Source organism: Streptomyces sp. NPDC025638, assembly GCF_055558775.1.
The window spans coordinates 369,269-389,462 of record NZ_JBVHLX010000011.1; the positions used below are offsets into that span (position 1 = coordinate 369,269).

Here is a 20,194-nt window from a genome sequence, read left to right on the forward strand (position 1 = left end):
TTCCAAGCCGATGGTTGCAGGCCTGCCGGAGCCCCGGTGGCGGAGGGGCCGACCGAGTCGTTCAGGCCGTACCCACCGGCGCACCGGTCTCCTGGCCGGACTCGTCCTCGACGGCATACGCCAGGAAGTCGTCGACCATGCGGTGGAACAGGGTGGCCAGCTGCCGCAGTTCCTCGGGCTTCCACTCGCCGAGGGCGAGCTGCATGCCGCGGGCTCCGGCCTCCCGGACCCGGTCGATGGCCCGGCGGCCCGCGTCGGTGAGCTGGATGCGCTGGGCGCGGCGGTCGTCGGGGTCGGGGATCCGGGTGACATAGCCGGACTTCTGCAGCTGCTGCACGGTGCGGGTCACATGGGAGGCCTCGACACCCAGCCGCTGCGCCAGCTCCCCCGGCCGCAACGGGTCGGAGTCGGCGACCTGGCGCAGCAGCGCCACCGCGGCCCGGTCCAGCGGCACACCGGCGAGCGCCATCAGCCGCTCGTGCTGCCGGGCCCGGGTGCTCAGATACGTGATGCGTGTGAGGGCACGCTCGATCTCGACGACTTCCGGGGAGGCGACGGGGACGACGGGCAGCGGTTCCGTGGACATACCCACCAGTTTACCACATCGTTGCGTAACTCAAGTAAATGGGGAAGATCCGTCCCCGGGACGTCCCCCGCGTTCCACGGGACGCAGGGACGGCATCCTGACGGTTCGTCACGGAAACGCTGGGTCTCGTGATCACGCTTCGTGGTCACGAGATCGACAGCCCGGAGGTTTCGATGATCCGACGGACCGTGAAGAGCGGCCTGCTGGCGACGATCGCGGTGCTCGCACTCCTGCCCACGGCAGCCGGCGCCACCGAGGCGGACCACACCGTACCGCTCCCCGCGCCCAACGTCTCGGTGCAGTACACCACCCCCTCACTGCTCCCCGCTCCCGCACCGCACCGGCAGGCCAAGCACCGTACGACGCACCACAAGTCCCGCCGCGCGCACCGCGTCACGCACCGTGTGCACCGCGTCCACCACGCGCACCGCACCACGCACCACTGCACGCACCGGGTCCGCCACGTCGTCCGTTCGGCCGGGTACCGCCGCGGGCTGCCCGTGGTGGGGCGTGTGACCACGCACCGCCTCGCGCTGAACGTCCGCTCCGGTCCGGGCACCGGCTACCGCGTGGTCGGCCACCGGCACCCGAACCGGCTCGTGGCACTCACCTGCCGGACGAGCGGGTCCCGGGTGCGCGGCAACCACACCTGGTACCGGCTCTCCCACCACAGGGGCTATGTGTCCGCCCGCTACGTCCGGGTCGGCACCGCCACCCCCTGGTGCTGACCGCTCCGTCCCGTCGTACACACTGACCCCGAGGCCTGTTCGGAAACCTCCCGTTCCCGAACAGGCCTTCGGCGTGTACGCACTTCACGTACCTCATACCCCACGACAGGTTGCGCTTCCCCCTTCCCCGGGAAGCTATTCCGACAACAGGGGGCGAAACGCCCATAGCGTAACCGGAGTCGAGGAACGCACCATGCGGCAGCCCGCAGAACCGACCACGCCGGACGAGCCGTTGATGGTGAGACTGCGCGAACTGAAGGACCGTACGGGGCTGAGCCTGGCGGCGCTGGCCGCCCGCACCCCGTACAGCAAGTCCGCCTGGCACCGCTATCTGACCGAGGGCAAGCGGCCGCCCCGCTCGGCCGTGGAGGCGCTCGCCCGGATCGCCGGCGTCGACCCGGCCCCGGTGCTGGCCCTGTGGGAGGCGTCCGGCGAGCAGCCGGCCGGCAACCCGCCCGACGAGGCCGATCAGGAGCGCCCGGCAAGGCGCCGGCTGCGGCAGCCGGCGGTGCTCGCCCTGCTGACCGTGACGGCCGTCGCGGCGGCCGCCCTTGCCCTGCCCGCCCGGCACGGCTCGCCGGGGAAGCAGGCCGTCGGGGCGGCCCCCCGCTGCCGCGGGAAGTCCTGTCAGGGCCAGCTGCCCGACCCGTCGGCCTGCGCGCGCGACGCGCAGACCAAGAGCACGGTCACCGACCCGGACTACGACGTCCGGCTGCGCTACTCACCGGCCTGCGGCACCGCCTGGTCGGAGGTGCGGGTGCATTCCCCGCACGCCCGGGAGATCACCGTACGCGCGGGCGAGAACATGCTCTCGGCCACCTATCCGGCCGACGACTCCACCGGCTACACCAGCCCGATGCTCGCCGTGATGTCACCGCGGGGTGTGGAGGCGTGCGCCGAGGTGGCCGGGCAACTCGCCTGCACGGGGCTGGACCCCGACAACCCCGCGGAGTCCGTCGAGCAGCCGTGAAACGCGCGGCGCCGCACGCCGCGCGAGGGCCCCGGCGCCGAGCGTTCACCCCGCCCGGTACAGGTCGCTGAGCAGCTCGATCACCGCCTGCTGGGCGGGGTGCGGATCGTCCCGCCACCAGGCCAGGCGGACCGCGACCGGCTCGGCGTCGCGCACCGGCCGGTAGACGACGCCGGGCCGCGGGTACTGGTTCGCGGTGGACTCCGCCGTCACGCCGATGGCACGGCCCGCGGCGATCACGGTGAGCCAGTCGTCGACGTCGTGCGTCTCCTCGGTGACCGGGCGGGAGTCCGGGGGCCAGAGATCCGGCGTGGTGGTGCCGGTCCGGCGGTCCACGAGCAGGGTCCGGCCCGCCAGTTCGGCGAGCCGGACCGAGCGGCGCCGGGCCAGGGGATCGTCGGCGGCCAGGGCGCACAGTCGGCGTTCGAGTCCGACGATGGCCGAGTCGAACCGGCGGTCGTCCATGGGCCTGCGCAGCACCGCGAGGTCGCAGGCCCCTTCGGCGAGGCCCGCGGAGGCCGAGTTGACGCGGACCAGATGCAGGTCGGTTCCGGGGTGCGCGGCGCCCCAGCGGCGCTGGAAGGCGACGGTGTGCCGCCCCAGAGCCGCCCAGGCGTACCCGATCCGCAGCCGGGTGTGACCCGAGGTGGCCTCCTCGACCAGATCGGCCACGTCGGCCAGCACCCGCCGGGCCTGCGCCACGACACGCAGCCCCGTCGCGGTCGGGGTGACCTCCCGCGAGGTCCGCCTGAGCAGCCGCGCGCCCAGGGCCCGTTCGAGCGAGGCCAGGTTGCGGGAGACCGCCGCCTGGGACACGCCGAGAGCGATCGCCGCGTCGGTGAAGGTGCCCTCGTCGACGATGGCCACGAGACAGCGCAGCTGCCGCAGTTCCACATCATCCATGCGTCCAGCGTATGGGCGGAACAGCGCATGCATTTTGCGCAAGGGTCGTCGCGGCGCACCATCGCCGTATGCGACAAGCTCCCGAAGACTCCACGGTCACGGTGTCCCCGGCCGCACCGGCCTCGGCTCCCGGGCGGCGGCGCCTGGCCGGTGTGGCCACCATGTTCGGCAGCGGCCTGTCCAACCAGACCGGCGCCGCGATCGGCTCGCTGGCCTTCCCCGTCCTGGGCCCCCTGGGCGTCGTCGCGGTACGTCAGTACGTCGCCGCGCTCGCGCTTGTGGCCATAGACAGGCCGCGGGTGCGGACCTTCGTCTGGCGGCAGTGGTGGCCGGTCCTGCTGCTGGCCGCGGTCTTCGGCACCATGAATCTGACCCTGTACACCGCGATCGACCGGGTCGGCCTCGGGCTCGCGGTGACCCTGGAGTTCCTCGGCCCGCTCGCCGTCGCGCTGTCCGCCTCGCGCCGCCGGCTGGACGCCGGGTGTGCGGTGCTGGCCGCCGCGGGGGTCGTCGTCCTGATGCGCCCCCAGCCGTCCACCGACTACGCGGGCATGGGCTTCGGCCTGGTGGCCGCCTGCTGCTGGGCGTCGTACATCCTGCTCAACCGCCTCGTGGGCCGGCGCATCCCGGGAGCGCAGGGCTCGGCGGCCGCCGCGGGACTGTCCGCCCTGACCTTCCTGCCGATCGGTGCCGTCGTGGCCGTACGGCACCCGCCCACGGCCGGAGCCGTGCTGTGCGCGGTCGCGGCCGGGATCCTCTCCTCGGCCGTGCCGTACCTCGCCGACCTCCTCACCCTGCGCAAGGTGCCCGCCCAGACGTTCGGGCTGTTCATGAGCGTCAATCCGCTGCTCGCGGCCGTGGTCGGGTGGATCGTCCTCGGCCAGGGCCTCGGCCTTGCGGAGTGGGCGGGCATGGGGGCGGTCGTCGCGGCCAACGCGGTCAGCATCCTGACGACGCGCGACTGACCGACCGGCGCTGCGGCGGCGTCGGCCGCGATCCGAGTAACTTGCTTGACTCAAGTAACCCACATATGCTTGCCTAACTCAAGTAAGCCACCAGGACCGGGGCCGCCCTGAGCGGGGGTGGCCCCTCGCGCCGTACCCGTGGGGACGGGGACCGGTGCGGTCCCCGGGCCCGGCCGCCGGTTCAGTCCCCCCGTCCGGCACCGGCCCGGGGACACCTCCTTCTCCGTGTCGCCGAGACGGAAGAGACAGGACGCCTCCATGAAGAACTCCGTACGAGCCGGGCTGGCCGGGGTGCTCGCCTGCGGCGTCATCGGCGCCGCGATCGGTATCGTCCGGGACGACGGCGGCTCCGGTGACGACCCCACACAGCCGAAGGGGCCCTACATAGCGCTCGGCGACTCCTACACCTCGGGCCCGGGGATTCCCTACCGGACCGGCACACCGGCCGGCTGCGACCGGTCCGACCACAACTACCCGACCCTGGTGGCCCGGCGACTCGGCCTCGACGCGGCCGACTTCCGGGACGTGAGCTGCAGCGGCGCCACCATTGCCGACCTCTCGGCGGCCCAGTCCACGGACGACGGGGTCAACCCGCCCCAGCTGTCGGCAGTGTCCGCGCGGACCCGGCTGGTCACCGTCGGGATCGGCGGCAACGACATCGACTTCATCGGCCTGATCAAGCGGTGTGTGACCGCGGGGGTGGTCTACTTCGCCTCCGGTAGTGGTGGCGGCAGCAGCAGCGGCACCGGTGGCGGCAAGAACCTCCCGGGGGACGCGCCCTGCCGTGGGCAGTACGTGTCCGGGGAGACGGACGAGGTGCGGCAGAAGACCGAGACGGCGGAGCGGAGGCTCTCGCGGACGCTGGGCGAAGTGAAGCGGCGCGCACCGCACGCCCGCGTGTACGTCGTCGGCTATCCGGCGATCCTGCCCGCCGACGGAGACGGCTGCGGGCGCGAGATGGGCCTCGCGCCGGGCGACGTCACCTACCTCCGCGAGAAGGAGCAGCAGCTCAACACCATGCTGCGGCAGCGGGCCGAGGCCGCAGGAGCGAGCTACGTGGACACCTACAAGCCCTCCGAGGCGCATGACGCCTGCTCGGCCTCCGCCACCCGCTGGATCGAACCTCTCGTCCCCGCCTCCCCCGCGGCTTCCGTCCACCCCAACGAACGCGGCGAGCGCGGCATGGCCGACACCGTCCTGGACGCCATGGGTGCCATGGGCGCCCAGGTCGGCCGTCGTCCCCCTCCCAGCAGTTTCCGGCGCATCAGGGCACATCAGGGCACATCAGAAAGTGAGAGTCACCCCATGACCACGATGAAGTCCGTCAGGACCGCAGGCGTCGGCAAGATCGACGTCGTGGACGTCGAGCGTCCCGTCCCCGGTCCGAAGGACGTGCTGATGAAGATCCGTGCCTGCGGCATCTGCGGCACCGACGTCACCTTCCTGCACATGGGCGGCATGCCGGCCCACGCCCACCTCGGCGGTGACCTGGTCCCCATCGCCCTGGGCCATGAGCCGGCCGGCGAGATCGTCGAGGTGGGCGCCGAGGTCACGGGCCTGAAGGCCGGAGACCGCGTGGTCGTCAACCCGCAGGACGCCCCCAGCGGCATCATCGGCTGTGGCGGCAGGCACGGCGGCATGAGCGAGTACCTGCTCATCGAGAACGCCGAAGTCGGCAGGAGTGTCGCGGTGTTCCCCGACACCGTGCCGTTCGACGTCGCGTCCCTCAACGAGCCGATGGCCGTCTCCCGGCACGCCGTCAACCGCTCGGAGGCCGAGCCGGGCGACAAGGTGGTCGTCTTCGGCGCCGGGCCGATCGGCCTGGGCGCGGCGATCTGGCTGAAGCTGCGCGGAGTCGAGCACGTGGTGGTGGCCGACGTCATCCCGGGACGGCTGGAGAAGGCGCTGGCCGTGGGGGCGGACGCCGTCATCGACTCCGGCGAGGAGGACGTGACCGCGCGCCTGACGGAGCTGCACGGGCAGAGCGTCAACGCCCTCGGCCAGCCCCGGCCGGGCACCGACATCTACATCGACGCGGCCGGTGCGGCCGCCGTCTTCAACACCGTGGTCGCCAACGCCAAGTGGCACGCCAAGCTGGTCATGGTGGCGGTGCAGAAGAGGGGGGCCGAGACAGACCTCGGCGGCATGCTGCGCAGCGAGCTGACCCTGGTCGCCTCCCAGGGCTACCCGACGGAGATCTTCGAGGTGACCCCCGAACTCGTCGAGCACCACGAGCGCTTCGCGAAGCTCATCAGCCACCGCGTTCCGTTCGCGGAGGCCGGGCGGGCCTTCGAGCTCGCGCTGACCCCGGGGGCCGCGGAGAAGGTCGTGGTGACTTTCGAGGCGTAGCGGGGCCGGGCGTCTGAGAAGCGGAGACGCGGGGCGTCGGAGAAGCGGAGAAACGGGGCCGCGCGTCCAGGTGCGCGACGAGGGACCGCGCGTGGCGCCGCCACCTGCGATCGTGCCCAACTCGCCGTGACGGCCCATCAGTCGGGGCTGGTGCGGGCCGCGCCCGCAGTCGGTCGCCGCGCGGCGGGCAACGTGCGCCGAGCGGCGAGCGGCGGCCGTTCAGGGGAACCGCTCCCGAAACGGGCGTGACCGCGTCCGGTGTGGTCGACATCTTCTGCCGTGACCCTGCCGCTGATCCCGCCGATGCTCGCCACTCCCGGAAAGCTGCCGCCCACCGCCCAGGACGCCCGGTGGGCCTACGAGACCAAGCAGGACGGCCAGCGCGCGGTGGTCTATCTGCCCGGCGACGGCACCGTGCTGCTACGCGCCCGCTCCGGCGAGGACATCACCGGCGCCTACCCCGAGCTGCGGGCGCTGGGCGGCGCCCTCGGCAGCACCCCGGCGATCCTGGACGGCGAGGTCCTCGCGCTCGACGCACACGGTCGAGCCGACTTCCAGCTGCTGCAGAGCCGCATGGGCCTGGCCCACGCACCGGCACGCGCGGCGCGCCGTGCGGCCCAGGTCCCGGTGCACCTCGTGCTGTTCGACGTGATGCACCTGGGCGGCTCCCTGCTCGCCCTCCCCTACACCCGGCGGCGGGCACGGCTGGAGGAGCTGAGCCTCGACGGGCCCCACTGGTCCACCCCCGCCGCCGTCTTCGGCCACGGCGCCGAGGCCCTGCGGGCGACCCGCGAGCACGGTCTGGAGGGAGTGGTCTGCAAGCGCCTCGACTCGGTCTACCAGCCCGGCGTGCGCTCCCGCGCCTGGATCAAGATCCGCAACATGCGCAGTGAGGACGTGATCGTCGGCGGCTGGCTGCCCGGCAAGGGCCGGCTCACCGGACTGCCCGGTGCCGTGCTGGTCGGCCAGCGGGCCGCCGGGCGCCTGCGGTACGTCGGCGCGGTGGGCACCGGCTGGAGCGAGGCCGAGCGCACCGAACTGGCCGCGCTGCTGCGGGCCGCCGAGACCGGCGTATGCCCTTTCGACCCGGTCCCGCCGGCCCCCGGCGCCCACTGGGTGCTGCCCCGGCTGGTCGGCGAGGTCGCCTACAGCACCCGTACCCGGGCCGGACTGCTGCGCCAGCCGTCCTGGCTCCGGCTGCGCCCCGACCTCGCACCGGAGGAGTCGTCGGCGGACATCCCCGATGAACCGGCTTGAATCAGCTTGAACCGGACCGACTCCGTCCCACTTCACGTCTGACTTTCCGTCATGATCCAAGAGTTGGGCCCTCCTTCACCACTGGTACGTGTGTGACCCCTTGGCCCGGAGTTGAAAACCCGGGAAGCTGAACTCCCTTTGCCCCCACAGCCGTTGGGCTGCGCCCAATGAGGAGGACGCAGTGTCGTCACCGAAGTTCAAGGCACACCGCAGAAGATGGCTCACCGGTCTCGCGGGAGCCGCCGCGCTCGTCGTCGCCACCGCCACCGCCGCGTATGCCGCCCCGCCGCCGGCACTCCCGGCCAACGCCGAGCCCTCGGAGCTGACGTACCAGCCGGCCTTCGACTACGACACGGACGGCTGCTACTCCAGTCCGGCCATCGGCCCCGACGGCACGATCAACGGCGGTCTGAAGCCGACCGGTGCCCTCAACGGCTCGTGCCACGACGCCTCGGACCTGGACAACACGAACAGCTACTCGCGCTACAAGTGCAACAACGGCTGGTGCGGCTATCTGTACGGCCTGTACTTCGAGAAGGACCAGGCGCTGCCCGGAACCAGCATCGGCGGCCACCGGCACGACTGGGAGCACGTCGTGGTGTGGGTGCAGAACGACCAGATCAAGTACGTCTCCACGTCCAACCACGGCTCGTTCACCGTGCACCCGGTCTCCGACGTCCGCTTCGAGGGCACGCACGCGAAGATCGTGTACCACAAGGACGGCATCAGCACGCACTGCTTCCGGCTCGCGAACTCGAACGACGAGCCGCCGGAGAACCACAAGCACACCTGGCAGTACCCGCCGCTGGTCGGCTGGAACGGCTACCCGGCGGGCCTGCGCGACAAGTTGAGCGCGTACGACTTCGGCAGCGCCCACTTCGGCCTCAAGGACGACAGCTTCGCCTCGCACCTCTCCTCGGCCAAGCCGTCCGGCATCCCCTTCGACCCCAACGCCTGAGCCGCCGCGGGTTCCCTGCCGCCCGGACGCGGCAGGGAACCCATGGACGCCCACCGGTCCGCGCCTCATCATGGCCGGATGGATCTTCACGGAGAACTGCCCTCCGCGGTGGACGCGGACGCCCTGCTGGGGCTCGCCGAGGGCCATCACGACCGCACCGTACGGCCGGCCGGGACCCGGGAGGCCGCCGGGCACCTGGTGAAGGTGTACGCGCTGGAGGCACCGGGGCGCACGGTCACCGAGGCCGGCACGGACGCGGCGCTGGAGCTCACCGGGGCGCATCTTGCGCTGGGGCGGCTGCGCGGCTCGCTCGGGCTCTCGGTGCTGATCGTGCACGCGGGCGGCGACGGGGACTACGTCCTGGTGCACACCTGGATCGAGGACCACATGTCCGACCTCGCCGTGTTCACCGGCCCCGCAGGCCGCCCCGAGGAGCTCCGGCCGGGCCGGAGCGGGCTCGCGCCCTGCGTGTGGGAGGCGGCCGTCCTCGCGCACGAGCGCGAGGCGCTCTCCCGGCACGTCCTCGGCGGCACCGGCGCCCTCCCGGACCGGCTCGCGGCCTGGAGCGCGGACACCGTCGAGGGAGTGGTCCGTTGACCGGCACTCCCCCGGTGCGTCACGCCGAGCGCGCCGACCTGCCGCGCGTCGCCGAACTGGCCGCACAGCACGCAGAGTACGAGCGCGCCGCGCCACCGGTGCCGGATCTCGCCGCACGGCTCGCCACGCTCCTCTTCGACGCGCCCGCACCACGCCTGCGCTGTCTGGTGGCCGAGACTCCCGACGGCGAGGTCGTCGGCTACGCCACCTGCTCGCCCCAGCTGTCCACCTGGGAGGGCCGCGAGTACCTCCACATGGACTGTCTGTTCCTGGCCCCCGGCCACCGGGGTCTCGGCCTCGGCGCCCTGCTCGTCGACGCTGTGGCCGCCGAGGCCCGCGCCCTGGGACTCGGCGAGGTGCAGTGGCAGACCCCCGCCTGGAACGAGGGCGCGGTCCGCTTCTACGACCGCCTCGGTGCCCGTTCCCTGGAGAAGCTCCGGTACAGCCTGCGGGTCACCGGATGAATCCCGAAGGTGCGGCCGGGCAGTTGTGCACATGGAGTCATGACGGTACCGGCACTCGCGGCGCGGCGGAGCAATGCGGGCGATCGGCACGGATGTCCGTCGCCACGGTCTATCGTGTCCCCATGTCCGTCCCGGAACTGATCCGTATCGTCTCCCGCGACTCACCGATGGCACTCGCCCAAGTGGAGCGTGTCCGCGCCGAGTTGGCGGTTCTCCATCCGCAGGTGCGCACCGAGGTCGTACCGGTGAAGACCACCGGCGACAAGTGGCTGGGCGATCTGTCGAAGGTGGAGGGCAAGGGGGCGTTCACCAAGGAGGTGGACGCCGCGCTGCTGGCCGGGGAGGCCGACCTCGCGGTGCACTGCGTCAAGGACGTGCCGGCCGACCGGCCGCTGCCCGCGGGCACCGTGTTCGCCGCGTTCCTGAAGCGGGACGACATCCGTGACGCGCTCGTCAACCCGGGCGGGCTCACCCTCGACGAGCTGCCGGCCGGCACCCGGATCGGCACCTCCGCGGTGCGCCGTGTCGCCCAGCTGGCCGCCACCCACCCGCACCTGCGGTGCGTGCCCTTCCGCGGCAACGCCAACCGCCGCCTGGAGAAGCTCGCGGCCGGCGAGGCGGACGCGCTGCTGCTCGCGGTCTCCGGCCTGGAGCGGATCGACCGGCGCGAGGTGATCAGTGAGGTGCTGTCCCCGGAGACGATGATGCCGCCGATCGGCGCGGGCATCCTCGCCCTGCAGTGCCGGGAGGGCGACGCCGAGCTGATCGACGCGGTCAGCGGGCTCGGCGACCCGGACACCTACCGGGAGGCCGCGGCGGAGCGCATGTTCCTGCATGTCCTGCAGGGGCACTGCAACAGCCCGATCGCCGGTTACGCCCGCGTGGACCGCAGCGGTGAACTGTCCCTGCGCGCCTGTGTGTTCACGCCGGACGGCAAGACGCGGCTGAACGCCCACGAGTGGGCGGGCCGGCTCGACCCGGCCACGCTCGGCACCTCGGTCGCCGTGTCCCTGCTGCGACAGGGTGCCCGCGAGATCATCGACGGCATCCCGCACTGATCGGCCGTAGCGGCCGTCAGGCGGTGCCCGGCTCCGTCTGGTCCTCCAGGTCCTTCAGGAAGACGCTCACCTGGTGGGCCAGGCTGCCCGGTCCGGTCGCCGCGGAGGCGGCGGCGACGGGCTCCTCCAGCAGTCCGATGCCGCCCGCCCACAGCCGGCGGTCGGTCCACTCCTCGTCGACCCGCAGCTGGACCTGGACGTCCACCTGGGTCAGCGCCGCCTCCGGCCCCGCCGCGTACACCACGGCGGTGGCCCGGCGCAGCGGGTAGACGTCGAAGCCCTCGATGAACTGCGAGTTGCGCCAGTCGATGAAGGCGCCCTCCCCGTCCGGGCCGACCCGGACGTCGATCTGCCCGTCCTCCAGCTGGACGCTGAACTGGCGCGCGCCGCGGTTCTCGATGGTCACCCGGACACTGAAGTACGTCAGCCCGACGGCCGCGTCGTCGCGTCCGCGCGGCGGCTCGGCCGCCTCCAGGCTGTGGACGCGGACACGCAGACCGGCATGCTCGTCGTACTCCTGCCAGTCCCCGACCACGTTCGGCTCGTACACGGTGCCCCTATCGACCTCGGAGAGCTGCTGTCTATCTGTGTGCCGAGCGCACTGTCAAATGAGCAGAATGCGCTGTGGCCAGGGGATTCGCCCGCTTTGATCGCTGATCAAGCGCTGCGCAGCGGGAATCCCCTCGGAGGGCCGCCAGGCGGTGTCCGGGTGCGTGCCGCACATCACGTCCGGGCAAGATCAGCGGGCGAGCCGGCCCAGCAGTGAGGAGGCGACGGTGATGCCGAGTGCGGCGGCCACGGCGAGGACGCCGAAGTCGGCGGCGAGATGCGCCGGCGTGCCGAGCAGAAGGCCACGCAGGGCGTCGACTTGGTAGCTCAGGGGGTTGGCCCTGCTGACCGCCTGGAGCCAGCCGGGCATGATGGAGACGGGATAGAGGGCGTTGGAGCCGAAGAACAGCGGCATCGTGATCGCCTGCCCGATGCCCATCAGACGGTCGCGGTTGAGGACGATGCCCGCGATGGTGATCGACAGGCAGGAGAAGAAGGCGGAGGCGAGGACCACGGCCGCGGCGACGCCGAGCAGACGCAGCGGGTTCCAGGTCAGCGCGACGCCGAGCAGGGCGGCGATGACGATGACGACGACCGCCTGGATCAGCGACTTCACTCCGGCCGCGAACGCCTTCCCGGTGATCAGCGCCGAGCGCGGGGTCGGCGTGACCAGCAGTTTGTTGAGGATGCCGGCGTCCCGCTCCCAGATGATCTGGATGCCGTAGAAGATGGCGATGAACATCGCGGACTGGGCGATGATGCCGGGCGCGAGGTAGTCGATGTAGGGGATGCCGCCGGTGGGTATCGCCCGGATCCGGGTGAAGGTCTGGCCGAAGATCAGCAGCCAGAGGGCGGGCTGGATCGCCCTGGTGTACAGCTCGGTGCGGTCGTGGCGCAGTTTCTGCAGTTCGACGATGCACATCGCGACGACCCGGGCGGGCAGCAGCCGCCAGCCCGCGCGGGGCCGGGGCGGCCGCAGCAGCAGGTCACTGTCCGCCGTGGGGACGGGATCAGCCGACGCGGTTGGCTGTGCGGCGGGTGCTTCGGACATCGCGGAAATCTCCTGACTTCTCGTCGAGACCGCTGCCGGCGACGTCGCGGAAGACGTCCTCCAGGGTGGGCAGCGTGTCCGTGGCCGGGGCGCCCGCGGCGCGACGGCGTTCACCGAGTCCCTGCCTGAGTTCGGCGGGGGTGCCGAGGGCGCGGATGCGGCCGTGGTGCATCAGGCCGACGCGGTCGCAGTACTGGTCCGCCTCGTCCATGTAGTGGGTGGTGACCAGGACGGTCATGCCGGTGGCCGCGCGGACGGCGTTGATGTGCTCCCAGACACCGGTCCGGGCGATCGGGTCGAGGCCGATCGTCGGCTCGTCGAGGATCAGCAGGCGGGGTGCGCTGACCAGGGCCTGGGCCAGCTCCAGCCGACGGACCATGCCGCCGGAGTAGGTGCCCACCAGCCGGTCGGCGGCGTTGGCGAGGCCCACGGCGGCCAGGGCCTGCGCGACGCGGGCGGCCCGCTCGCGGCGGGGGACGTCGAAGACCCGGGCGAAGAGGGCGACGTTCTCCCGTCCGGTGAGCCCGCTGTCGGCGGACAGTTGCTGCGGGACGTACCCGAGGAGGCGTCGTACGGCCATGCGGTCGCCGGCCGTGTCATGGCCGAAGACGCGGACCATGCCCGCGGGGACGGGCAGCAGCGTGGTGATGCAGCGGATGGCCGTGGTCTTGCCGGCGCCGTTGGGGCCGAGCAGCCCGAAGACCTCGCCCTCCCGCACGGTCAGGTCGAGCCCGTCCACCGCGTTGGTCTCCCCGAACGCGTAGGCGAGCCGTGTGCAGGTGACGGCTTCGGCCGCGCCGGCGGCGGTGTCCCACGCTTCGGCTGCGGTGTCCCGCGTCATGATTCCAAGGCCTCCTCGTGCAGGGTGACGGCCAGCTTGCGCAGCGCCGGGAGTGCGGCGCGCAGCGCCTCCCGGTCCGCCTCGTCGAGCCGGTCCACATGGCGCCCGACGAGGTCCGCCCGGCGCCGCTGCCAGTCCCGCAGCCGGTTGCGGGCCGCCTCGGTGAGCTGCAGACGGGCGGCACGCCGGTCCGCCGGGTCGGTCTCCCGGATCAGATAGCCGTCCTTGGCGAGCTTGTTGACGAGGGTCGAGACGGAGTTGCTCGCCAGGTACAGCTCCTTGGCGGCGTCCGAGATGCCGATGCCGGGCCGGGCCTCGACCAGGCGCAGCAGTTCCACCTCGGCGCCGCGCAGCCGCGGCGCCGTCAGCCCGCTGCGCAGCCGGCGGCGGATCAGCCGCTGGATGCCGACCAGGGTGTCCGCCAGCTCCTCCGGGAAGGCCTCCGGCTCCCCTGGTCCCTTCGGTTCTGGTCCCTTGGGTTCCACACCTGGAGATTACCTCTGTGTCAGAGGTATCTCTTCCCAAAGAACGGTCAAGTCGGGCACTTGACGGCCCGGTGCCGTCACTATTTCGGGTGATTTGTTTCGGCATGTCCGGTGCGGGGAATGTTGAGGCAAGTGCTTCGGACAGGAGGCACGTCCGTGGGAGCCGGTTCGCCAGGCCCCGGGTGTCCCCTCAGCGGTCCCAGTGCGTTCCTCTCCTCCCATGGTGTCTGTCCCATCCAGCACCCGCTGAGGGAGGTGCGCACCCGCCATGGGTACCACCACCAGAACGAAGCCACATCCGCACGACGACGCCCCCGACACGGCCGAGGCGTTCGAACGGCTTGTCGAACTGCCGGACGGCCCGGAGCGCCGGGCGCTGCGGGACGAGCTGGTCCGGCTCTGGCTGCCGATGGCCGAGCGGATCGCCGTCCGGTTCCGTGACCGCGGGGAGACCCTGGAAGACCTCTACCAGGTCGCGGCCCTGGGCCTCGTCAAGGCCGTCGACCACTACGACCCGGCACGCGGCCGCGCCTTCGAGGCGTACGCCGTACCGACCGTCACCGGTGAGATCAAGCGCCACTTCCGTGACCACATGTGGACGCTGCACGTGCCCCGCCGGGTCCAGGATCTGCGCAACCGGGTCCGGAGCACCGCGAAGGAACTCGCGCAGACGATCCCGGGCCGGGCACCCACGGTCGCCGAGATCGCCGCACACGCACAGCTGACCGAGGACGAGGTCCGCACCGGTGTCGAGGCGCTGGAGTGCTTCTCCGCACTGTCGCTGAACGCCGAGCTGCCGGGCACCGAGGGTTATGCCCTGAGCGACGCCCTCGGGGAGAGCGATCCCGGCTACGACCTCGTCGTCGACCGCATCGCCGTCAAGCCCTGTCTGGAGGCTCTGCCCGAGCGTGAGCGCCTCATCCTGTATCTGCGGTTCTTCCGGGGGATGACGCAGAGCAGGATCGCCGAACAGCTCGGGATCTCCCAGATGCATGTCTCGCGGCTGCTCAGCGGCTGCTTCGACCGGCTGCGCGAGGATCTGCTGGCCGAGGCACGCTGAGCCTCACTGCGGCGGTGTCCCCGGAACCTGCGTCGGACCGTGCCGGTCGAGGGCGACCTCCAGCTCGGCGCGGATCTCCGGGGGCATGTCACCGGTGCGTCCCCAGATGAGGATGAGTTCCGCGACATTGCGCAGCTTGATGTTCGTGTGCTGGGAGACGTCCTTCAGCACCGCCCACCCCTGGTCGGGCGTCACCCGGGCCAGGGCGACCACCATCCCGATCGCCTGGTCCACGACGGCGTGCGAGGCGACCGCCTCCTTCAGCTGGTGCACTTCTTCCTGCAGCTCGAAGACGCGATCCGTCTCGCCCTCGTAGCGCTCGCCCATCCATCAATCGTGTCACTCGTCCGGCCGTATGCCACCGGGGTGCTCGGCAGGCGCCCGGACCGCTTCCGGTTGGACACTGGTGGAAGACCGGTGACCACCGGTCCCGGACACCAGGACGCGAGTGCGATGAACCATGACACGACCCTCCCCGGCGGCGCGAAGAAGAAGGAAGTCGTCTCCACGCACTCCGTCTTCGGCGCCCCCTGCTGGGTGAGTCTGACCAGCCGTGACCTCAAGGCCACGGAGGAGTTCTACGGGGCCGTACTGGGCTGGCGATGGCGGAACGCCAAGCTCGGTGATCATTTCCGGATCGCGCTGGCGGGCGGGGTGCCGGTCGCCGGGATCGCCGCGGTCGCCGCCATGTGGCAGATGGCGGTGACCTGGACGCCGTACTTCGCCGTCCCGAACGCGGACGAGGCCGCGGCCCGGGTCCGGGAACGCGGCGGCACCGCGGCGGTCGGCCCGCTCTCCTTCCCGCCCGGGCGCGCGGCGCTGCTCGCCGACCGGGACGGGGCCATCTTCGGCATCTGGGAGGGCGAGCTCATCTCCAACTGGGAGAGCTGGCGGCGGGCGGCGCCGACGTTCATCCGGCTGCACACCCGCAACGCCTTCGACGCCGCCCTCTTCTACGGCGAGATCCTCGACTGGGCCACGGACCGGCCCGGCTGCTGCGAGGTCGAGTACGAGGGCGGCGAGGTGGTGCTGCGCAGCCGGGGCGACGTGGTGGCGCGCATCGACTCCGGCGCGGTGGAGGCGGCGCCCGATCCGTCGGTCCGGCCGCACTGGCAGATCCACTTCGCCGTGGCCGACGTGACGGACTGCGCCCGGGCGGCGGAGAAGCACGGCGGCAGCGTGCTGCGCGAGGAAGAGGAGGAGGCCGTACTGCGCGACCCCGACGGCGCACAGTTCACGGTCACCTCCCGCCGCGAACACTGACCTCCGCTGCAGCGCGGGTGCCGCGTCCTGGGTCCTGTCGTCACGTCCCCGCGGGGATTCGACGCCAGGGCCCTAGCCGTCGGCGCGGGACGGGCGGGACAGCAGGACGAGGCTGCGGGCCTCGACCCGGAGGCCGGTGGCCGCCTTGTGCTCGCGTTCGTCCGGGATTCCCTCCGGGTCGGCCGTGTCGATCAGGGTGGTCCAGCGCTCGCCGTAGGTGTCGTCGGGCAGCCGGAAGTCGACCGGTTCCCAGTAGCTGTTGAGCAGCAGCAGGAAAGAGTCGTCGACCACGCGCCGGCCGTACGGGTCGCGTTCGGCGATGGCGTCGCCGTTGAGGAACACGCCGACCGAGTGCGCGTCGGGGTGCTGCCAGTCGCGGCCGGTCATCTCGCGTGCGTCGGGCAGCAGCCAGACCAGGTCGGGCAGGCGTTGCCCGGCGTGGGTCACCGTCGCGCCGCGGAAGAAGCGGCGGCGACGCAGTACGGGGTGGGCGGCGCGCAGGGCGATGACGTGGCGGGTGAAGTCCGTCAGCGTGCGCTGTTCCCCGGTCGGGGACCAGTCGATCCAGGAGACCTCGTTGTCCTGGCAGTAGGCGTTGTTGTTGCCGCGCTGGGTGCGGCCCAGCTCGTCACCGTGGCAGAGCATCGGGATGCCCTGCGACAGCAGCAGGGTGGCCATCAGGTTGCGCTGCTGACGGGCGCGCAGCTCCAGGACCGCGGGGTCGTCCGTCTCGCCCTCGGCGCCGCAGTTCCAGGACCGGTTGACGCTCTCCCCGTCCCGGTTGCCCTCGCCGTTGGCCTCGTTGTGCTTGTCGTTGTACGAGACGAGATCGCGCAGGGTGAAACCGTCGTGCGCGGTCACGAAGTTGACGCTGGCCCGGGGCCGGCGCCTGCTGTGCGCATAGAGGTCGGAGGAGCCGGTGAGCCGGGAGGCGAACTCGCCGAGCGAGCCCGGTTCCGCCCGCCAGAAGTCCCGTACCGCGTCCCGGTATCTGCCGTTCCACTCCGACCACAGGGGCGGGAAGTTGCCGACCTGGTAGCCACCCTCCCCCACGTCCCAGGGCTCGGCGATGAGCTTGACCCTGCTGATCACCGGGTCCTGCTGGATCAGGTCGAAGAACGCCGACAGCCGGTCCACCTCGTGGAACTGGCGGGCGAGCGTGGCGGCGAGGTCGAAGCGGAAGCCGTCGACGTGCATCTCGGTGACCCAGTACCGCAGCGAGTCCATGATCAGCTGGAGCACGTAGGGATGCCGCATCAGCAGGCTGTTGCCGGTGCCCGTGGTGTCGTAGTAGTGCGCCCAGTCGCCGTCGACGAGACGGTAGTACGAGGCGTTGTCGATGCCGCGGAAGGACAGCGTGGGACCGTACTGGTTGCCCTCGGCGGTGTGGTTGTAGACGACGTCGAGGATGACCTCCAGGCCGGCCGCGTGCAGCGCCTTCACCATCGCCTTGAACTCGTTGACCTGCTGGCCGCGGGTGCCGAAGGCGGCATAGGCGTTGTGCGGGGCGAAGAAGCCGATCGTGTTGTAGCCCCAGTAGTTGGACAGACCCCGGTCCTGGAGCACGCCGTCCTGCACGAACTGGTGCACCGGCATGAGTTCGACCGCGGTGACCCCGAGCGAGGTCAGATGCTCGATGACGGCCGGGTGCGCGAGGGCCGCATAGGTGCCGCGCAGCCGGGGCGGGACCTCCGGGTGGGTACCGGTGAGTCCCCGTACATGCGCCTCGTAGATCACGCTGTCCGCGTACGCCCGCCGGGGCGGGCGGTCGTCGCCCCAGTCGAAGTACGGATCGGTGACCACACCGAGCATGGAGTGCCCGGCACTGTCGGCCGGGGAAGCACCGCCCGGATCCCGCTCGTAGAGCGAGGCGTGGTTGTCGATCTGCCCGTCCACGGCCCGTGCGTACGGGTCGAGGAGCAGCTTCGCCGGATTGCACCGGTGGCCGAGGTCGGGGTCCCACGGGCCGTGCACCCGGAAGCCGTAGCGCTGCCCCGGTCCGGTCCCGGGAACATAGCCGTGCCAGACGAACCCGTCGACCTCGGTCAGCGGCGCGCGGGTCTCGGTGCCGGCGTCGTCGACCAGTACCAGGTCGACCTGCTGGGCGACCTCGCTGAACAGGGCGAAGTTGGTGCCCTGTCCGTCGAAGGCGGCGCCCAACGGGTAGGGGTGCCCGCTCCACACGGGCACCCCTTTCCGCTTCGGTCGTGCCGTCACCGGGCGGCCTCCACCGGGTCCGCCCCGGTGGCCAGTGCCGCGACGGGCATCTCCCGGGGCACCTGGCGCACATAGCGCAGGCTGGGCTCCGGGGCCGTCGGGACCAGCGGGACGCGCTCGCCGCTGCGGGCGCGCTGGGAGAACCAGATGATCTTGCTGCCGGTGTCCGAGGCGCAGCATCCCCAGCCGTCGCTCGTCGCGGCGATCTGGGTCAGGCAGCCGCGCAGGTCCTGGTCGGGGCGCAGATCGCGGTCGTCCTCGCCCACGGCGGTGATCAGATGCTGGCCGTTCCACCACATCTCGATGGATGTGTGCTTGTCCGTCGCATGCTCGTCAATGGCCCGCAGCAGCAGTTCGGTGCCGCGGCAGACGGGATCCACGAGGTTTTCGAGGTCCCAGTGGCGGAGGTGGGCGGCCAGGATGCGGCTGACCTGTCCGACCCGTTCGGGGCTGACTTCCACGTCGAGGTGGTAGTAGCAGGGCACTGCGGTCTTCATCGTCGCTTGCTCCTCACCGGCGAAGCTGCCGCTCGTTCTCGCCCCCGCAGGCAATGGCCCCGATCACTGAGCGTCGAGCACCGATCGCTCCTGAGTCAGATCCACAGTGCGGGTACTACGCCATTCGTGCAACACGAGAGCACTCAAGTGGTGGTTGAAGATCCAACAAGACGCTGAGTCGTCACGCGTGCACCATGAGTGAAAGTGCCTCGATCGCCGTAACGGTTCCGTGCCTCTCCGTGCACGGAGACCACCCGACCGTCGGGAAACGCGCCCAGTCGAGAGCGTGGAGGGTGAAGAGGGCCATGCTGCTACCCGCTAAGGCCGAAGTGGCCAGGCAGTTGCGGCGGTACCGGGCGTGGGAACGCGTGATGCTCGCCGCTCCGGCGGACCGCGAGGTGCGGGCCACGTTCGAGGACTCGGGCTACACGCTGTGCGTGCTGATGGGCAAGCGGTGCGCCCGGGAGGCCGCCGACGCCGCCGAGCGCTATCTGCGCTCCAGTCTGGGCAGCTACCTGCAGGAGCAGGGCGGGCGGCCCCATGGGAGCGGCGCGGCGCGACGGGCTCCGCCGTGGGACCGGCGTTCCAGCGCCGGGAGGCACTGACCTTCCGGTGTCATTCGGATTCAGAGCCGGGCCCGGGGCCCGGCTTCGCGCACGGCGGAGGTGAGACCCATGAGTTCGACCCCGGCCATCGGCCGAGTTCCGGTTCGCGACGTCCGGCCGGCCGTGGACTGCGGCAGGCGCCCGGCGAAGGCGGTGACCGGGGAGACGTTCCAGGTCACGGCCACCGTCTTCCGTGAGGGCCAGGACGCCGTCGGCGCGAACGTGGTGCTGCGGGACCCCGAGGGCCGCACCGGCCCGTGGACGCCGATGCGTGAACTCGCCCCGGGCACCGACCGCTGGGGCGCGGAGGTCACTCCGGACGCGACGGGCCGCTGGACGTACTCGGTGGAGGCCTGGAGCGATCCCGTGGCCACCTGGCGCCGGACCGCCCGCATCAAGGTCCCGGCGGGCATCGACACCGGGCTGGTGCTGGAGGAGGGCATGGACCTCCACACCCGGGCCGCCTCCGGGGTGCCCGAGGGCCCCGAGCGCGAGGCGGTCCTGGCCGCGGCCCGGGCGCTGGGCAACGACTCGCTCTCCCTGGAGGCCCGTCTCGGGGCGGCGTTGGCGCCGGAGGTGGGCGGGGTGCTGGCGCGGTATCCGCTGCGGGAGCTGGTGACCGCGTCCGAGCCGATGCCGCTGCTGGTGGAGCGTGAACGCGCGCTGTACGGCTCGTGGTACGAGTTCTTCCCGCGTTCGGAGGGCACGCCCGAGCACCCGCACGGCACGTTCCGCACCGCGGCCCGCCGTCTGGAGGCGATCGCCGCGATGGGCTTCGACGTCGTCTACCT

At 71.7% G+C, this 20,194-nt stretch carries 22 protein-coding genes and 1 pseudogene; 14 read left to right on the forward strand and 9 right to left on the reverse strand.

Annotated elements, in window-relative coordinates; translation table 11 throughout:
- Positions 1-61: 61 nt before the first annotated feature.
- Positions 62-586 carry a MarR family winged helix-turn-helix transcriptional regulator gene (locus ACZ4EG_RS28325; protein ID WP_467792589.1) on the reverse strand — a complete coding sequence of 175 codons (525 nt, stop codon included), beginning with the start codon at positions 584-586 and terminating at the stop codon, positions 62-64.
- Between the two features lie 173 nt (positions 587-759).
- On the opposite strand from ACZ4EG_RS28325, the gene ACZ4EG_RS28330 reads away from it, so the two are divergent.
- Both ACZ4EG_RS28330 and ACZ4EG_RS28335 read left to right on the forward strand, forming a co-directional pair.
- Positions 760-1,314 carry an SH3 domain-containing protein gene (locus tag ACZ4EG_RS28330; RefSeq protein WP_467792590.1) on the forward strand — a complete coding sequence of 185 codons (555 nt, stop codon included), beginning with the start codon at positions 760-762 and terminating at the stop codon, positions 1,312-1,314.
- Between the two features lie 193 nt (positions 1,315-1,507).
- The gene (locus ACZ4EG_RS28335; protein ID WP_453555941.1) at positions 1,508-2,284 is read left to right on the forward strand and encodes a helix-turn-helix domain-containing protein; all 777 of its coding nucleotides are present in this window, start codon (positions 1,508-1,510) and stop codon (positions 2,282-2,284) included.
- A gap of 45 nt (positions 2,285-2,329) precedes the next feature.
- Here ACZ4EG_RS28335 and ACZ4EG_RS28340 read toward each other — a convergent pair whose 3' ends face one another.
- Positions 2,330-3,187: a LysR family transcriptional regulator gene (locus tag ACZ4EG_RS28340; protein WP_453555944.1), complete on the reverse strand. Its 858-nt coding sequence runs from the start codon at positions 3,185-3,187 to the stop codon at positions 2,330-2,332.
- Between the two features lie 152 nt (positions 3,188-3,339).
- On the opposite strand from ACZ4EG_RS28340, the gene ACZ4EG_RS28345 reads away from it, so the two are divergent.
- The 8 genes and pseudogenes from ACZ4EG_RS28345 (at position 3,340) to hemC (ending at position 10,835) form a co-directional block, all read left to right on the forward strand.
- Positions 3,340-4,152 carry an EamA family transporter gene (locus ACZ4EG_RS28345; protein ID WP_467792613.1) on the forward strand — a complete coding sequence of 271 codons (813 nt, stop codon included), beginning with the start codon at positions 3,340-3,342 and terminating at the stop codon, positions 4,150-4,152.
- Positions 4,153-4,410: 258 nt separating this feature from the next.
- Positions 4,411-5,331 (forward strand): annotated as a pseudogene (locus tag ACZ4EG_RS28350) (SGNH/GDSL hydrolase family protein); the annotation flags it as partial.
- A gap of 126 nt (positions 5,332-5,457) precedes the next feature.
- Positions 5,458-6,501, forward strand: a complete 1,044-nt coding sequence (locus ACZ4EG_RS28355; protein WP_467792614.1) for a zinc-dependent alcohol dehydrogenase — start codon at positions 5,458-5,460, stop codon at positions 6,499-6,501.
- Between the two features lie 279 nt (positions 6,502-6,780).
- Positions 6,781-7,758, forward strand: coding sequence for an ATP-dependent DNA ligase (locus ACZ4EG_RS28360; protein WP_467792591.1), 978 nt, complete (start codon positions 6,781-6,783; stop codon positions 7,756-7,758).
- Between the two features lie 181 nt (positions 7,759-7,939).
- Entirely contained in the window at positions 7,940-8,716 is a 777-nt protein-coding gene (locus ACZ4EG_RS28365; protein WP_467792592.1) for an NPP1 family protein, read from the forward strand.
- Positions 8,717-8,794: 78 nt separating this feature from the next.
- Positions 8,795-9,313 (forward strand): hypothetical protein, encoded by a 519-nt coding sequence (locus ACZ4EG_RS28370; RefSeq protein ID WP_467792593.1) that lies wholly within the window; start codon positions 8,795-8,797, stop codon positions 9,311-9,313.
- A complete protein-coding gene (locus ACZ4EG_RS28375; RefSeq protein WP_467792594.1) occupies positions 9,310-9,777 on the forward strand; it encodes a GNAT family N-acetyltransferase in 468 nt (155 codons plus the stop codon). The genes ACZ4EG_RS28370 and ACZ4EG_RS28375 overlap by 4 nt, the downstream gene beginning before the upstream one ends.
- A gap of 122 nt (positions 9,778-9,899) precedes the next feature.
- Positions 9,900-10,835 (forward strand): hydroxymethylbilane synthase, encoded by a 936-nt coding sequence (gene hemC, locus ACZ4EG_RS28380; RefSeq protein ID WP_467792595.1) that lies wholly within the window; start codon positions 9,900-9,902, stop codon positions 10,833-10,835.
- 16 nt (positions 10,836-10,851) lie between these two features.
- On the opposite strand, the gene ACZ4EG_RS28385 is transcribed toward hemC, so the two are convergent.
- The 4 genes from ACZ4EG_RS28385 to ACZ4EG_RS28400 all read right to left on the reverse strand — a co-directional run bounded on the left by ACZ4EG_RS28385 (position 10,852) and on the right by ACZ4EG_RS28400 (position 13,761).
- Positions 10,852-11,385: a hypothetical protein gene (locus ACZ4EG_RS28385; RefSeq protein ID WP_453555957.1), complete on the reverse strand. Its 534-nt coding sequence runs from the start codon at positions 11,383-11,385 to the stop codon at positions 10,852-10,854.
- A 189-nt stretch (positions 11,386-11,574) separates the two neighbouring features.
- Positions 11,575-12,435, reverse strand: a complete 861-nt coding sequence (locus tag ACZ4EG_RS28390; protein WP_467792596.1) for an ABC transporter permease — start codon at positions 12,433-12,435, stop codon at positions 11,575-11,577.
- Positions 12,395-13,276 (reverse strand): ABC transporter ATP-binding protein, encoded by an 882-nt coding sequence (locus ACZ4EG_RS28395; protein WP_467792597.1) that lies wholly within the window; start codon positions 13,274-13,276, stop codon positions 12,395-12,397. The genes ACZ4EG_RS28390 and ACZ4EG_RS28395 overlap by 41 nt, the downstream gene beginning before the upstream one ends.
- Positions 13,273-13,761 (reverse strand): MarR family winged helix-turn-helix transcriptional regulator, encoded by a 489-nt coding sequence (locus ACZ4EG_RS28400; protein WP_467792598.1) that lies wholly within the window; start codon positions 13,759-13,761, stop codon positions 13,273-13,275. The genes ACZ4EG_RS28395 and ACZ4EG_RS28400 overlap by 4 nt, the downstream gene beginning before the upstream one ends.
- A gap of 268 nt (positions 13,762-14,029) precedes the next feature.
- Here ACZ4EG_RS28400 and ACZ4EG_RS28405 point away from each other — a divergent pair, with 268 nt between their 5' ends.
- A complete protein-coding gene (locus ACZ4EG_RS28405) occupies positions 14,030-14,821 on the forward strand; it encodes a SigB/SigF/SigG family RNA polymerase sigma factor (RefSeq protein WP_453555967.1) in 792 nt (263 codons plus the stop codon).
- 3 nt (positions 14,822-14,824) lie between these two features.
- Here the strand turns inward: ACZ4EG_RS28405 and ACZ4EG_RS28410 are convergent, their stop codons facing one another.
- Positions 14,825-15,148, reverse strand: a complete 324-nt coding sequence (locus ACZ4EG_RS28410; protein WP_467792599.1) for an ANTAR domain-containing protein — start codon at positions 15,146-15,148, stop codon at positions 14,825-14,827.
- Positions 15,149-15,274: 126 nt separating this feature from the next.
- Between ACZ4EG_RS28410 and ACZ4EG_RS28415 the strand changes: the two genes are divergently transcribed.
- Complete coding sequence (locus ACZ4EG_RS28415; RefSeq protein ID WP_453555971.1) at positions 15,275-16,084, forward strand: VOC family protein; 810 nt, start codon at positions 15,275-15,277, stop codon at positions 16,082-16,084.
- Between the two features lie 72 nt (positions 16,085-16,156).
- Here the strand turns inward: ACZ4EG_RS28415 and glgX are convergent, their stop codons facing one another.
- Positions 16,157-18,274 carry a glycogen debranching protein GlgX gene (glgX, locus tag ACZ4EG_RS28420; protein WP_453555998.1) on the reverse strand — a complete coding sequence of 706 codons (2,118 nt, stop codon included), beginning with the start codon at positions 18,272-18,274 and terminating at the stop codon, positions 16,157-16,159.
- A gap of 23 nt (positions 18,275-18,297) precedes the next feature.
- On the reverse strand, positions 18,298-18,798 hold the full coding sequence (locus ACZ4EG_RS28425; protein WP_453555974.1) for a pep a2: 501 nt from the start codon (positions 18,796-18,798) through the stop codon (positions 18,298-18,300).
- A 305-nt stretch (positions 18,799-19,103) separates the two neighbouring features.
- On the opposite strand from ACZ4EG_RS28425, the gene ACZ4EG_RS28430 reads away from it, so the two are divergent.
- Together ACZ4EG_RS28430 and ACZ4EG_RS28435 are read left to right on the forward strand one after the other, a co-directional pair.
- Entirely contained in the window at positions 19,104-19,403 is a 300-nt protein-coding gene (locus ACZ4EG_RS28430) for a DUF5133 domain-containing protein (protein ID WP_390709684.1), read from the forward strand.
- 69 nt (positions 19,404-19,472) lie between these two features.
- A partial coding sequence (locus ACZ4EG_RS28435; protein WP_467792600.1) for a maltotransferase domain-containing protein occupies positions 19,473-20,194 on the forward strand: 722 nt, incomplete at its 3' end.

What these genes read in the sequence shown, in the direction of transcription:
- ACZ4EG_RS28325 (WP_467792589.1), bottom strand. Translation starts at nt 586, where the DNA reads ATGTCCACGGAACCGCTGCCCGTCGTCCCCGTCGCCTCCCCGGAAGTC.
- ACZ4EG_RS28330 (WP_467792590.1), top strand. Translation starts at nt 760, where the DNA reads ATGATCCGACGGACCGTGAAGAGCGGCCTGCTGGCGACGATCGCGGTG.
- ACZ4EG_RS28335 (WP_453555941.1), top strand. Translation starts at nt 1,508, where the DNA reads ATGCGGCAGCCCGCAGAACCGACCACGCCGGACGAGCCGTTGATGGTG.
- ACZ4EG_RS28340 (WP_453555944.1), bottom strand. Translation starts at nt 3,187, where the DNA reads ATGGATGATGTGGAACTGCGGCAGCTGCGCTGTCTCGTGGCCATCGTC.
- ACZ4EG_RS28355 (WP_467792614.1), top strand. Translation starts at nt 5,458, where the DNA reads ATGACCACGATGAAGTCCGTCAGGACCGCAGGCGTCGGCAAGATCGAC.
- ACZ4EG_RS28370 (WP_467792593.1), top strand. Translation starts at nt 8,795, where the DNA reads ATGGATCTTCACGGAGAACTGCCCTCCGCGGTGGACGCGGACGCCCTG.
- hemC (WP_467792595.1), top strand. Translation starts at nt 9,900, where the DNA reads ATGTCCGTCCCGGAACTGATCCGTATCGTCTCCCGCGACTCACCGATG.
- ACZ4EG_RS28390 (WP_467792596.1), bottom strand. Translation starts at nt 12,435, where the DNA reads ATGTCCGAAGCACCCGCCGCACAGCCAACCGCGTCGGCTGATCCCGTC.
- ACZ4EG_RS28395 (WP_467792597.1), bottom strand. Translation starts at nt 13,276, where the DNA reads ATGACGCGGGACACCGCAGCCGAAGCGTGGGACACCGCCGCCGGCGCG.
- ACZ4EG_RS28405 (WP_453555967.1), top strand. Translation starts at nt 14,030, where the DNA reads ATGGGTACCACCACCAGAACGAAGCCACATCCGCACGACGACGCCCCC.
- ACZ4EG_RS28410 (WP_467792599.1), bottom strand. Translation starts at nt 15,148, where the DNA reads ATGGGCGAGCGCTACGAGGGCGAGACGGATCGCGTCTTCGAGCTGCAG.
- ACZ4EG_RS28415 (WP_453555971.1), top strand. Translation starts at nt 15,275, where the DNA reads ATGAACCATGACACGACCCTCCCCGGCGGCGCGAAGAAGAAGGAAGTC.
- ACZ4EG_RS28425 (WP_453555974.1), bottom strand. Translation starts at nt 18,798, where the DNA reads ATGAAGACCGCAGTGCCCTGCTACTACCACCTCGACGTGGAAGTCAGC.
- ACZ4EG_RS28430 (WP_390709684.1), top strand. Translation starts at nt 19,104, where the DNA reads ATGCTGCTACCCGCTAAGGCCGAAGTGGCCAGGCAGTTGCGGCGGTAC.